General features: G+C 67.5%; 11 protein-coding genes. 5 read left to right on the top strand and 6 right to left on the bottom strand.

What is annotated here, in order from left to right:
• Positions 1-89: 89 nt before the first annotated feature.
• The 6 genes from recG to INQ42_RS03165 all read right to left on the bottom strand — a co-directional run bounded on the left by recG (position 90) and on the right by INQ42_RS03165 (position 6,943).
• The gene (gene recG, locus INQ42_RS03190; protein ID WP_194035107.1) at positions 90-2,225 is read right to left on the bottom strand and encodes an ATP-dependent DNA helicase RecG; all 2,136 of its coding nucleotides are present in this window, start codon (positions 2,223-2,225) and stop codon (positions 90-92) included.
• The gene (locus INQ42_RS03185) at positions 2,218-2,601 is read right to left on the bottom strand and encodes a RidA family protein (protein WP_194035106.1); all 384 of its coding nucleotides are present in this window, start codon (positions 2,599-2,601) and stop codon (positions 2,218-2,220) included. Before INQ42_RS03185 ends, recG begins: the two co-directional genes overlap by 8 nt.
• Before the next feature lie 48 nt (positions 2,602-2,649).
• Positions 2,650-4,830 carry a RelA/SpoT family protein gene (locus INQ42_RS03180; RefSeq protein ID WP_194035105.1) on the bottom strand — a complete coding sequence of 727 codons (2,181 nt, stop codon included), beginning with the start codon at positions 4,828-4,830 and terminating at the stop codon, positions 2,650-2,652.
• Positions 4,831-5,018: 188 nt separating this feature from the next.
• Complete coding sequence (gene rpoZ, locus INQ42_RS03175) at positions 5,019-5,318, bottom strand: DNA-directed RNA polymerase subunit omega (protein WP_194035104.1); 300 nt, start codon at positions 5,316-5,318, stop codon at positions 5,019-5,021.
• A gap of 101 nt (positions 5,319-5,419) precedes the next feature.
• Complete coding sequence (gmk, locus tag INQ42_RS03170) at positions 5,420-6,049, bottom strand: guanylate kinase (RefSeq protein ID WP_194035103.1); 630 nt, start codon at positions 6,047-6,049, stop codon at positions 5,420-5,422.
• Between the two features lie 33 nt (positions 6,050-6,082).
• Complete coding sequence (locus tag INQ42_RS03165; protein ID WP_194035102.1) at positions 6,083-6,943, bottom strand: YicC/YloC family endoribonuclease; 861 nt, start codon at positions 6,941-6,943, stop codon at positions 6,083-6,085.
• Positions 6,944-7,050: 107 nt separating this feature from the next.
• Between INQ42_RS03165 and rph the strand changes: the two genes are divergently transcribed.
• The 5 genes from rph to INQ42_RS03140 all read left to right on the top strand — a co-directional run bounded on the left by rph (position 7,051) and on the right by INQ42_RS03140 (position 12,512).
• Positions 7,051-7,803, top strand: a complete 753-nt coding sequence (gene rph, locus INQ42_RS03160) for a ribonuclease PH (RefSeq protein WP_194035101.1) — start codon at positions 7,051-7,053, stop codon at positions 7,801-7,803.
• 46 nt (positions 7,804-7,849) lie between these two features.
• The gene (gene rdgB / locus INQ42_RS03155) at positions 7,850-8,443 is read left to right on the top strand and encodes an RdgB/HAM1 family non-canonical purine NTP pyrophosphatase (RefSeq protein WP_194035723.1); all 594 of its coding nucleotides are present in this window, start codon (positions 7,850-7,852) and stop codon (positions 8,441-8,443) included.
• A gap of 42 nt (positions 8,444-8,485) precedes the next feature.
• A complete protein-coding gene (hemW, locus tag INQ42_RS03150) occupies positions 8,486-9,658 on the top strand; it encodes a radical SAM family heme chaperone HemW (RefSeq protein WP_194035100.1) in 1,173 nt (390 codons plus the stop codon).
• A gap of 188 nt (positions 9,659-9,846) precedes the next feature.
• Positions 9,847-12,114 (top strand): DUF1631 family protein, encoded by a 2,268-nt coding sequence (locus tag INQ42_RS03145; RefSeq protein WP_194035099.1) that lies wholly within the window; start codon positions 9,847-9,849, stop codon positions 12,112-12,114.
• Positions 12,111-12,512: a PilZ domain-containing protein gene (locus INQ42_RS03140; RefSeq protein WP_194035098.1), complete on the top strand. Its 402-nt coding sequence runs from the start codon at positions 12,111-12,113 to the stop codon at positions 12,510-12,512. Before INQ42_RS03145 ends, INQ42_RS03140 begins: the two co-directional genes overlap by 4 nt.
• Positions 12,513-12,551: the final 39 nt, after the last annotated feature.

Genomic DNA, 12,551 nt, shown 5'->3' with positions numbered 1-12,551 from the left:
GGACAGGCGTGTTCAGGACTGGGCGGCGCTGACTGGGAGCGTCGCGGGCCGATCACCATAACGCTGAATCCGCGTCGCGGCACCGGGGATCATGCGCCGGCATAGCGCACGGCGGTACCGATCCAGCGCGCCACGATGCGTTCGGCGAGCTCGGGCGAATCGCGCAGCAGCCGCTCGGCCAGCTCATGCACCTGCGGCAGCAGGTCGGCGTCGCGCGCCAGGTCGGCGAGGCGGAATTCGGCAAGGCCGGTCTGGCGGGTGCCCAGCAGCTCGCCGGGGCCGCGCAGCTCAAGGTCCTTTTCCGCGATCAGGAAACCGTCGTTCGTCGCGCGCATGGTTTCCAGGCGCTGCCGGGCCAGCATCGACAGCGGCGAGCGGTACATCAGCACGCAGCTGGAGGCCTCGCTGCCGCGCCCTACCCGACCGCGCAACTGGTGCAGCTGGGCCAGGCCGAGGCGCTCGGCGTTCTCAATGATCATCAGCGACGCGTTGGGCACGTCCACGCCGACCTCGATCACGGTCGTCGCCACCAGCAGGTCGATCCGCCCGGCCTTGAAGTCGGCCATCGTCGCCTGCTTTTCAGCAGCCTTCATGCGCCCGTGGACCAGACCGACCCGCAGTTCCGGCAACCCGGCCGCGAGCGTCTCGAACGTGGTTTGCGCGGCCTGCGCCTCGATCTTCATCACCGCGCCGGGCTTGGCGTCGTCGTCGGGCTCGTCGATCAGGGTGCACACCCAGTAGGCCTGACGACCCTGCGCGCAGGCGGCGCGGATCCGCTCCACCAGTTCGGGGCGACGCTCGCTGGCCAGCACCACGGTCTGCACCGGAGTCCGGCCGGGCGGGAGCTCGTCGATCGACGACACGTCCAGGTCGGCATAGGCCGACATCGCCAGGGTGCGCGGGATCGGCGTGGCGGTCATGACCAGCTGGTGCGGCACCGTGCCTGCGTCGCCGCCGGCCGCCCCGCCCTTGTCGCGCAGGGCCAGCCGCTGGTGCACGCCGAAGCGGTGCTGCTCGTCGATGATCGCCAGTGCCAGATCATGGAAGACGACGCTCTCCTGCATCACTGCGTGGGTACCGACCACGACCCGGGCCGTACCGGAAGCCACATTGGCGAGCGCCTGCTGCCGCGCCTTGCCGGTGACCTTGCCCGCCAGCCACGCCAACGGGACGTCCAGCGGCTCGAGCCACTCGCGCAGGTTGGCCAGGTGCTGCTCGGCGAGCAGCTCGGTGGGCGCCATCAGGGCCACCTGGCGACCGCTGGCGACCGCCACCAGGGCGGCCAGCGCGGCAACGACAGTCTTGCCCGAGCCCACATCGCCCTGCACCAGGCGCAGCATGGGCGAGGGCCGGGCCAGATCGGCGCATATCTCCGCAAAGACGCGCTGCTGGGCCCCGGTCAACCGGTACGGCAGTTGTCCCAGCAACTTGGTAGCGAGCTTCTGGTCCGCCAGCGCCGGCGCCCGATGGGCCTGCTGGGCGATCCGCTGCCGGCGCAGGCTGAGGTGGTGGGCCAGCAATTCTTCCAACGCCAGCCGACGCTGGGCCGGATGGGTGCCGGCCAGCAAGGCGGTGACGTCAGCGTCGCGCGGGGGGCGATGCACGGTCAGCAGCGCTTCGCGTAGCGGCGGCAGTTCGGCGGCGTCGGCGAGCAGCTCCAGCGTCGCGCTGTCGGGCAGCCGGTCCAAGGCCAGGCCGATCAAGCGGCGCAGGGTGACCGGACCGATGCCTTCGACGGTCGGATACACGGGATCGAGCGCATCGCCCAGCTCGTCCCCGCCCGAGGCTTCAAGGATCTGGTAGCTGGGGTGCACGATCTCCAGGCCCTGCTGGCCCGGGCGCGGCGTCCCGTAGCAGCGCAGCGGCGCACCGACGGCGAACTGCGCCACCTGGGCGGCGCGAAAGTGGAAAAACCGCAACACCAGTCCGGATCCGGAATCATCGGTGATCGCGACGCGCAGCACCGGGCGACCACGGAAGCCACGCTCGACGGCCACCACCCGGCCCTCGACCTGTGCCGCCACGCCAGGTCGCAGGTCACGGATCGGGGTCAGGCGGGTGCGGTCCTCGTATTGCCGCGGCAACTGGAACCACAGGTCCTGCAGGGTATGCAGATCGCGGGCGGCGAGCTTCTCGGCCATCCGCGGTCCGCAGCCGGCCAGCGCGGTCAGCGGGGTCTCGCCCGCTGCCGCCAGTGCCGGAGGTCGACGGGCCGTTCTAGCCAAGGACGAGGATCGCGTCGACCTCGAATGCCGCGCCCTTGGGAAGGCCGGAGACCTCGATGGTGGAGCGCGCCGGGTACGGGGCCTGGAAGTACTCGGCCATCACCGCATTGACCGCGGCAAATTCGCCCAGGTCGGTGAGGTAGAGCCCGAGCCGGGCGACCTGGGCCAGCGATCCGCCGGCCGCTTCGCAGACCGCCTTGAGGTTGTCGAACGACTGTCGCGCCTGCGCGGCCACGTCGCCGCCGACGAGTTCGCCGGTCGCCGGGTCCAGCGGAATCTGGCCGGACAGGAACACGGTCTGGCCCATGCGCACGGCCTGGGAATAGGGACCAATCGCCGCCGGGGCGTGGTCGGTATGGATCGGGGTGCGGGACATGCAGGCTCCATAATCACGGGGTACAGCCGGCATTGTAGAAGCGCCGGCTCAGATCCGCTGCACGCCGAGCACCACGCTGAGCCGCCGCACCTTGCGGATCACGTTGGCCAGGTGGCGGCGGTCCTTCACTTCAATCGAGAAACGCAGCACCGCGACGTTGATGTCGCGCTCCAGGTATTCGACCCGGTCGATGTTGGATTTCGCGTCGGCCACGGCGGCCGCGACCTGGGCCAGCGCACCTGGGCGGTTGTCGACCTCGATGCGCAGGGCCGCGCTGAAGTCGCCGCTGACGGTATGGTCCCAGCCGATGGACACCCAGCGATCCGGTGACTTGCGGTACTCGGCGACGTTGGGGCATTCCTTGCGGTGCACCACGATGCCCTTGCCGGCGGTGTGGTATCCCATGATGTCGTCGCCAGGCAGCGGCATGCAGCAGTTGGCGAAGCTGATCACGCCCCGCTCGCTGCCGGTGATGAGGATTTTCTCCTGCGTCATGGAGGTGTGCGCCGGCGCAGGCGCCGCGTCCTCACCCGGGGCACTGGCCAGCGCGTAGGCCACCTGGCTGGGCATCTTGTTGCCCAGCGCGATGTCGGCCAGCAGGGCTTCCAGGCGCGGGTGGCGACCCTCTTGCAGATAGGCGTCCAGGCGCGCAGTCGATACCCGCTCCAGCGAGCTGCCCAGCGCTTCCAGTGCCCTATCCAGCATCCGGTGCCCGAGCTGCACCGCGTCCTCGTGACCCATCTGCTTGAGCTGATGGCGGATCGCCGTGCGCGCCTTGCTGGAGACGACAAACTCCAGCCACTGCGGCTTGGGCGTGGACGACTTGGCGGTGATGATCTCCACCCGCTCGCCGTTGGACAGACGCGTGCGCAGCGGGACCAGCTTGCCGTCGACCCTCGCCGCCACGGCCTGGTTGCCGACGTCGGTGTGGACGGCGTAGGCGAAATCCAGGGCGATGGCGTTGCGCGGCAGCGACAGGATGTCGCCCTTGGGCGAGAACAGGTAGACCTCGTCGGGGAACAGGTCGATCTTGACGTTTTCCAGGAACTCCAGCGACGAGCCGGTCGCGTGCTGCGACTCGACCAGTCCGCTGATCCAGTTGTAGGCGCGGTTCTGCGCACTGTTGGGTGCCTGGCTGCCGTCCTTGTAGGTCCAATGCGCGGCCACGCCCTTCTCGGCGATCAGGTCCATCTCTTCGGTTCGCAGCTGGACCTCGATCGGCGATCCGTAGGGCCCGAACAGCACCGTGTGCAGGGACTGGTAACCGTTGGCCTTGGGGATGGCAATGAAGTCGCGGAAGCGGGCATCCAGCGGCTTGTAGACCGAATGGACCACGCCCAGCGCGTGATAGCAGTCAGCCACCGTGCGCAGCACGATGCGATAGCCAAACACGTCCATCACCTGGGCGAAGCTCTTCGCCTCGGTGCGCATCTTGGTGTAGATGCTCCAAGGCGATTTCACCCGGCTGATCAACCGATGCGGCAGCTGTTCCTTGGCCAGCCGCTGGGCGAGGTTGGCCTCGATCTGCACCAGCGCTTCGCGGCGCACCATCGGCTCGCTGCGGATGCGCTTTTCCAGCACCGCATGGCGGTACGGGTGCAGGGCGCGGAAACCCAGATCCTGCAATTCGCTCTTGATCTGGTTCATGCCCAGGCGCTGGGCAATCGGCGCATAGATATCCAGCGTCTCGCGGGCAATGCGCTGACGTGATTTGGGATCCTTCGCGCCGAGCGTGCGCATGTTGTGCAGGCGGTCGGCGAGCTTGATCAGGATCACCCGCAGGTCGCGGGACATCGCCAGCAGCATCTTGCGGAAGCTCTCCGCGTTGGCCTCCTGGCGATCGCGGAACTGCAGCTTGTCCAGCTTGGTCACGCCGTCCACGAGCTCGGCCACCGTGGGACCGAACTGCGCGGCGATGTCGTCCCAACCCAGCGACGTGTCCTCGATGGTGTCGTGCAGGATCGCTGCCAGCAGCGTTTCCACATCCAGGCCCTGCTCGGCGAGGATGCGGGCGACCGCCACCGGGTGGGTGATGTAGGGCTCGCCCGAGCTGCGCATCTGCCCCGAGTGCGCCGCGGCCCCGACCGACCACGCCAGACGCAATTGCGCCCGCTGCGGCTCATCCAGATATTTTGCAGCGCGCTCCAGATCGAGCATGTAACCCGGCAAGCTCGCCGGATCCACGATCTGCGGGGTGGAGGTACTACAGACGGGCTCGAAAGAAGTCATGCAGGCAATCTACGCGGGGGACGGATCGCAGCGCAACGCAGGTGCAGGCGCACCGCCTGGTCTGCGTAAACGGCGGCAAACATGGGCAGCGCGGTGGCGCCAAAAAACAGACGGCCCCGCCGAAGCGGAGCCGTTGGTGTAGCTGGCAAAGCTCCCGTCGATGCGACGGGGCCGGCGCGAATGCTCGCTCAGTCGTCGCCCTTGGCGAGGTCCTCGTCGGTGACGACTTCCGCAGCGGCCCACTCCAGAGCCTCGCGCTCCTTGCGCTCGCGCTCGGACTTGTCGACGGCGTCGATGAAGTCGGCGTCGATCACGCGGGCGGCGATCTCGCGCAGGGCGAGCACGGTCGGCTTGTCATTGCCTTCGCTGTTGTCGAGCTTGGGCTCGACGCCGTTGGCCAACTGGCGCGCGCGTTTGGCGGCCATCATGACGAGTTCGAAGCGGTTATCGACCACTTCCAGGCAATCTTCTACGGTAATGCGGGCCATGGGGCTCCTGGCGGCCGGCGGGCCGTCATGCAGATGCAAAGGGGACGGGATTGTAACGATTCACTGGGCTACAAGCAAGTTGTCGCTTGGGAATCAATCAGTTAGCGGGCTTCGGGTTCATTGGCAAGCAATGCGGTGATCAGTTTCCCGTGGCGGGCGACCTGGGCCTCACGGCGCAGCCGGCTGGCGGTGAAGATCGCGCACATCTCATCGACCGCGGTGTCGAAGTCCTCGTTGACGATGACGTAATCGAACTCCGCGTAATGCGACATCTCCTCGCGGGCGGCCGCCAGCCTGCGCGCGATCACCTCCTCGCTGTCCTGGCCGCGGTTGCGCATGCGCTCCTCCAGCGCGGCGCGTGACGGCGGCAGGATGAAAACACTGACCGCGCCGCGCAGCTTGTTGCGCACCTGGCGAGCGCCCTGCCAGTCGATCTCCAGCAGCACGTCCTTGCCGCTGGCCAGTTGCGGCTCCACCGACTGGCGGGCGGTGCCCTTCCAGTCGCCGTGGACACGCGCGTGCTCGAACAGGTCGCCGGCCTCGACCATGCGCTCGAAAGTCGCTTCATCGACGAAATGGTAGTGCTCGCCGTTGACCTCGCGCGGCCGCTCGGGGCGCGAGGTGAACGAAATCGACAGGCGGATGTTGGGATCGCGCGCGAGCACCGCGTTGACGATGCTGGACTTGCCGGCACCCGAAGGCGCGGCAACGATAAACAGGGTTCCGCGCATGCTCATCGGCTGCTGGCCCTCAAGGGATGGCGGTTATTCAATGTTCTGGATCTGTTCGCGGATCTGATCGATCAGGACCTTCAGTTCGACGGCGGCGGTGGAACTGCGCGCGTCGACGGACTTGGAGCCCAGCGTGTTCGCCTCACGGTTGAACTCCTGCAGCAGGAAGTCCAGCCGCCGACCGACGGCCTGGCTCAAGCCGAGCACCCGCCGTGCTTCGATGACGTGCGAATCGAGCCGGTCGAGTTCCTCGTCCACGTCGAGCTTCTGCAACCACATCACCAGCTCCTGTTCCAGTCGGCCCGGGTCCACCGGCTGCGCGAGCTCGGCCAGCCGATTCTCCAGCTTGGTGCGCTGGCCCTGGCGGATCGCCGGCATCAACGCACGCACCTGCACCGCGATGGCTTCGATGGCATCCACCCGCTCGGCGATGCCGGCCGCCAGCTTGCCACCCTCGCGTTCGCGCGCGGCGATGAACTCGTCAAGCACGTCATCCACCAGGGCCAGGGCCTCGGCCTGCAACGCGGCGCCATCCACCGCGGGCGCCTGCAGCACGCCGGGGAACTGCAGCAGCTGGGTGAAATCCACCCGCAGGCCGGGGAATGGCGACGACAACTGGAGTGCCAGCTCGGACAGCTCGCGCAGCCGGGCCGGGTCGGTGTGCAGGCCGCCCTCGCCCTCGGGTGAGCGCAGGCGCAGGCTGATGTCGAGCTTGCCGCGGCTGATCCGGGCAGCAATGCGCTCGCGCAGGACCGGCTCCAGCGAGCGCAGGTCATCGTGCAGGCGCATACCGATCTCGAGGAAGCGGTGGTTGACCGAGCGCAGTTCGCAACCCAGCGTGCCCCAGGGAGTGACGCGCTCGCCGTTGGCGAAGGCGGTCATGCTGCGGATCATTGGCGGTGCCTTGTGGTGATGTGGAAGTGGATGCCGAAGGGGGCACTCCGGGGTGAATGGTAAACTCGCCGCCCCCAAACCCCCTAACTTCCAACGGCAAGCACAGCATGTCAGCAAGCGGTACAAACGAATTCTCTCGGCCCAGCGGCCGCGCTCCGGACCAGCTGCGCGAGGTCCGCATCGAACGCGCGTTCACCCGCCACGCCGAAGGATCGGTGCTGATCAGCTTCGGCGATACCCGGGTGCTGTGCACCGCCAGCGTGGAGAACCGCGTGCCCGGCTTCCTGCGCGGCAAGGGCGAGGGCTGGGTTACCGCCGAGTACGGCATGCTGCCGCGCGCGACCAACACCCGCAACGACCGCGAGGCGGCCCGCGGCAAGCAGGGCGGACGTACGCTGGAAATCCAGCGCCTGATCGGCCGTTCGCTGCGCGCCTGCGTGGACCGCAAGATGCTCGGCGAGCGCACCATCACCCTGGACTGCGATGTCCTGCAGGCCGACGGCGGTACCCGCACCGCGGCCATCACCGGCGCCTACGTCGCGCTGGTGGATGCGGTGCACTGGATGACCAAGCGTGGCGACATCAAGCCCAAGTCGGGGCGTAGCGCGATATTCGGCGCGGTCGCAGCAGTCTCGGTCGGCATCTATCGCGGCGTGCCGGTGCTTGACCTGGACTACGCCGAAGACAGCGATTGCGATACCGACATGAACGTGGTGATGAACGACGGCGGCGGCTTCATCGAGGTCCAGGGAACCGCGGAGGGCCATGCCTTCCGCGCCGAGGAGCTCGCCGCGATGACCTCGCTGGCTGCCCGCGGGGTGAGCGAACTGGTCGCAATGCAGCGTGAAGCGCTCGGCTAGTGACCGAGCGGGACTGCAATCCGGGCCGCTCCCCGGAATGACCGCGCTGTCGCGAATCGTCCTGGCGAGTGGTAACAGCGGCAAGCTGGCCGAGTTCAACCGCCTGTTTGCCGAGGCCGGCATCGCGTTCGTGGCCCAGGGCGATCTGGGCGTCGAAGATATCGAGGAGACCGGACTGAGCTTCGTCGAAAACGCCCTGTTGAAGGCACGACATGCGTCGCGCGTCACCGGCTTGCCGGCGCTCGCGGATGACTCCGGGCTGTGCGTGGACGCCCTCGGCGGGGCGCCGGGACTGTACTCGGCGCGCTATGCCGGCGAACCCGGGGATGCGGCGCGCAACATCGACAAGCTGCTGCAGGCGCTGGAAGACCTGCCCGCGGTTCAGCGCGGCGCGCACTTCCATTGCACCCTGGTCCTGCTGCGCCATGCCGAGGACCCGGCCCCGCTGATCGCGCAGGGCGACTGGCGTGGGCGAATCCTGGATCGTCCCCGCGGCAGCGGCGGGTTCGGCTACGACCCGGTGTTCATGGACGATATGCACGGCGTCTCCGCAGCCGAGCTGGAACCGTCAGTGAAGAACACGTGCAGTCACCGCGGCCGCGCCCTGCGCGAGCTGCAACGGCAACTGGCTGCGCTCTAGCGGTTTCCCCGGCGCCGGCCCGGTCGGTGGGACAATGAGCGCATGAGCCTGTCGCCGTCCACGCTGTCCCCACCGCCGTTGTCGCTGTACGTCCACGTTCCGTGGTGCGTACGCAAGTGTCCGTATTGCGATTTCAATTCCCACCAGGGCCGCGGCGAGCTCCCCTTCGCGGCCTATGTCGACGCCCTGCTGGCCGACCTGGACCTCGACCTGCCGCTGGTCTGGGGCCGCACCGTGCAAACGGTGTTCTTTGGTGGCGGCACTCCCAGCCTGATGCCCGGCGAGCTGATTGACCGTTTCCTGCAGGGCGCCAGCTCGCGGCTGCGTTTCGCGCCCGGTTGCGAGATCACCCTGGAAACCAATCCCGGTACCGTCGAGCACGGCAGCTTCAGGGCTTATCGCGACGCCGGCATCAACCGCCTGAGCTTTGGCGTGCAGAGTTTTGACGACGGCTGCCTGCAACGTCTGGGACGGATCCATGACAGCACTGAAGCCACGGCGGCAATAAAACTGGCGCAGGACGCCGGATTCGACAACATCAACCTGGACCTGATGTACGCCCTGCCCGGCCAGAGCCTGGCGATGGCGGAAAGCGACCTGCTGCAGGCCTTCGCGCTGCAGCCCACGCACATCAGTCACTATCAGCTGACCCTGGAGCCGAACACGGTTTTCGCGGCGCGCCCGCCTGCCGGCCTGCCCGATGAGGACGGCAGCTGGGACATCCAGGAGCATTGCCAGGCGATGCTCGCCGACGACGGCTACCGCCAATACGAAGTCAGCGCCTACGCACGGCCCGGACGCGAGTGCGTGCACAACCTGAACTACTGGAAATACGGCGACTACCTGGGGATCGGTGCCGGCGCGCACGGCAAGATCACCTCCGGCCACGACCGGTCGATCCTGCGCCGCTGGAAGCTCAAGCACCCCACCGCCTATCTGGAGGCCGCCGGCGGCGAGCGCGGCATTGGCGGCGACGAACTCATCGCGACGGAGCGCCGGCCGTTCGAATTCATGCTCAACGCCCTGCGCCTGGTCGACGGCTTCAGCCTGACCGGATTCGAAGCCAGCACCGGCGTCCCGCGCAACGCGATCCAGGCGCAGCTGCAGGAGGCGGTGCAGAAGCAATGGCTGATCGTCGAGGACGACAGTGTCCGCCCGACACCCTTGGGAAGACGCTTCACCAATGACGTCATCGAGTTGTTTTTGGGGGACTGACGCGGTTACGGGGTCCCGTCCGTCAGCATCCGCCACCCGGAAGCACGTCACAGTTCCCACGTTAAGCACGTCCTGTTACGCTCGCAAAAATTACGGCCTTCGGGGGGAGTCCGGCCCGCATGTCCTACCTAGATGCATCGCTTCCGCAGCCGCGTCCTGCAAACGGCGCCACCGCTTTCCCCTCGCGTGTGCGGTCAATTATCGGCAGGCTGCAGGCATTGGCTGGCGACGAGCTGGAGCGCGAACTGGTGCGCCTGCTCGACACTCTGGAGCAGGACCTGTTCCGCGAGGCGGAGAAGGCACGCAATGCGGGTGCCCAGTCGGGCTATCTGGCGTCACTTGGCTCATTGCGTGCAAAACGCCACAAGCTGGTCAAATCGTTCTCGGCGGAGCTGGCAGGCGCGCTTGAAAGCCTGCGCGCGCCAGTGCTCACTGATTCAGCAGCGGAGACGACCCCGGACGCCGCCGGGTTGCGGTTGGTCGACCACAGCGAAGTAACCGAAACCAACGTATTGACCGCGATCGCACGTCGCCATGAATCGCGCGCCGGTCTCCCGCTTCTTCTGCTTGGCCAGCGCCTGGCCGTGCTCGCCGGGCAACCGGCATTTGACGGATCGAACCTGCCCGTGGGGCCAACCGCTGTAGCCACAATGCTCTCGCGCGCCTCCGCCGGGGTGACCGGTGATGTGGAAACGCGACTGCAGCTCTACCGCCTGTTCGACCAGCAGATGATGGGCGGCTATCTGTCCCTCGTCGAAGCGATGAACGCGTTGCTCGATCGCGAGAATGTGCTCCCAGGGCTGACCTTTGTCCCGACCCTGGCGCGACGTGAAAAAGGCGAACGCAGCGGCCAAGCGCCCGATTCCGAAGGCAGGGAGAAGGACACAGGCTCTACTGAGCCGAATCGAAATGATGCTCGCGGGCCTTCCTCCGCCGACGTTAGTCCGCAGCGACGACGCACCGACGGGCAGTCCGGGGCCGACGCGCAAGGTTCGCATGGACTGACGCGTCAAAATTCGGGTCTTGGCGGACGGGTGGATACGGCCGACGAGATGCAGGCGCTGGCCCAGCTGCAGCAATTGCTGGCCGAATCCCGGCGCGTCGAACCGCGCAGCCACCACGGCCCGACCGGCGACACCCTGGCGGCCGATGAACTTGATGCGGCCTTGGGCAGCCTGCAGGCGCCGGCCGAGGGCACGGCCACTCCGCGCACTCCCGGACAGGTTCGCCAGGCTCTGCTTCAGCAGAGCCGGCAGCAGCGGGGCCGCGCGGCGCAGCTTGCCGACCATGACGACGAGACCTTCGAACTGCTGGGTCTGCTCTACAGCGAAATCGGTCGCGAATTGCGCCAAGGCACCCGTGGCGCGGCGCTGCTGGAACGGCTGCAGGTCCCGCTGTTGCGCGTCGCCCTGCAGGACCGCGGTTTCTTTGTACGCAAGCAGCACCCGGCCCGGCAATTGCTGAACTCCATCGCTGAGGCCGGCACCCATTGGCTGAACGAGAACGATCCGGGCGCGGATCCGCGTCTGGATGACCAGTTGCATGAAGCCGTCAATCACGTCGTCGATAACTACCACGGTGATCCGGCCGTCTTCGCCGCCGCGCAGGAGACGCTGAGGGCCCAGCTGGACGCGGTGGCACGCAAGGCCGAGGTCGCCCAGCGGCGCCAGGTCGAAGCGGCCCGCGGCCGCGACAAGCTGGAGCGGGCGAAGCAGCAGGCCGCGCTGGCGATAACGGAAGCGATCGGCGACACCGCGGTCCCCCGGTTTCTCTCCACGCTGCTGGAGCAGGCGTGGACCGACGTCCTCAGCCTGGTCCTGTTGCGACACGGTGAGCAGTCGCCTGAGTGGCGCGATCATGTCGACGCCACTGCCCGGATCATCGCCGCCAACCGCGGCGAACCCGCGCCCGAATCGCTACAGCCGCGGGTGACAGAAGCTCTTGGGCTGGTCGGCTACCAGGGCGAAGAAGCGGACGCCATCGCGGGCAGGCTCGTGGCGGCAAACGAAGCGGGAGACGATCCCGCATCGCGCACCGAGCTTGCGGTAAAGCTGAAGGCGCGGGCGCGGCTGGGCGCCAACGAGATACCGCCGTTGCCGCCTGTCGCACCACGCGACGCACGCGAAGAGGAGTGCTTTGTCCACCTGCGCAGCGTGGCGTTCGGTACCCCGATCGAGTTCAACATCAACCAGCAGGGCGATCGTGTGCGTCATCGCCTGGCGTGGTTCAGTCCGATCACGGGACGCGTGCTGCTGCTCACTGCAAGGGGCCAGCGCATCGAGGACCAGCAGGGTCGGGAAACCCTCGACCAGATCGCCCGCCTCCTCGCAAGCGGCCAGGCGAGAATCGTGCCCGCCGACGATCACACCAGCCTGGTGGATCGCGCTTGGCAGGCGACTCTCGGCAGGCTGCGCAGTTTCGGCCGCAATCTTCCCGGCAGCGAGGCGTCGCAATGAACGTGTCCCGGTCTGAAGCTTCCGGTGCGGGCAGCATCGACGCACGCAGGCGCCGGCGTCGCCCCGTCACCGGCGTGGTCGAGGTCATCGACAGCATGAGCGAGCGGGTCATCGGGCAATTGGGCAACATCTCGGAGACCGGCATGCTCCTGTTGGCAAGCTCACCGCTGGTGGATGACGCGCTCTACCAGGTGCGCTTCAGTCTGTCCGGCATGAACCCGCGGGGCGCAGACGGCCCAGCTGCGCGGCCACAGCGCGGGCAGGTGGAGGTCGGCGTGCATCTGCTGTGGCAGGAGGACGCCGGTGCGACCGGGAAATGCTGGGCGGGCTTCCGGTTCATCAACCTGCCGGAGCCGGGCCGTCAGCATTTGCGCGACTGGCTTGCCAGTCCCGACTGACGGGCTGACTACGGACTGATAGGACGCGTGGTAAGCATT

Source organism: Lysobacter avium, assembly GCF_015209745.1.
Lineage (GTDB): Bacteria > Pseudomonadota > Gammaproteobacteria > Xanthomonadales > Xanthomonadaceae > Novilysobacter > Novilysobacter avium.
The sequence above is the reverse complement of the archived record's forward strand: the minus strand, read 5'-3'. Positions and strand labels throughout refer to the sequence as shown.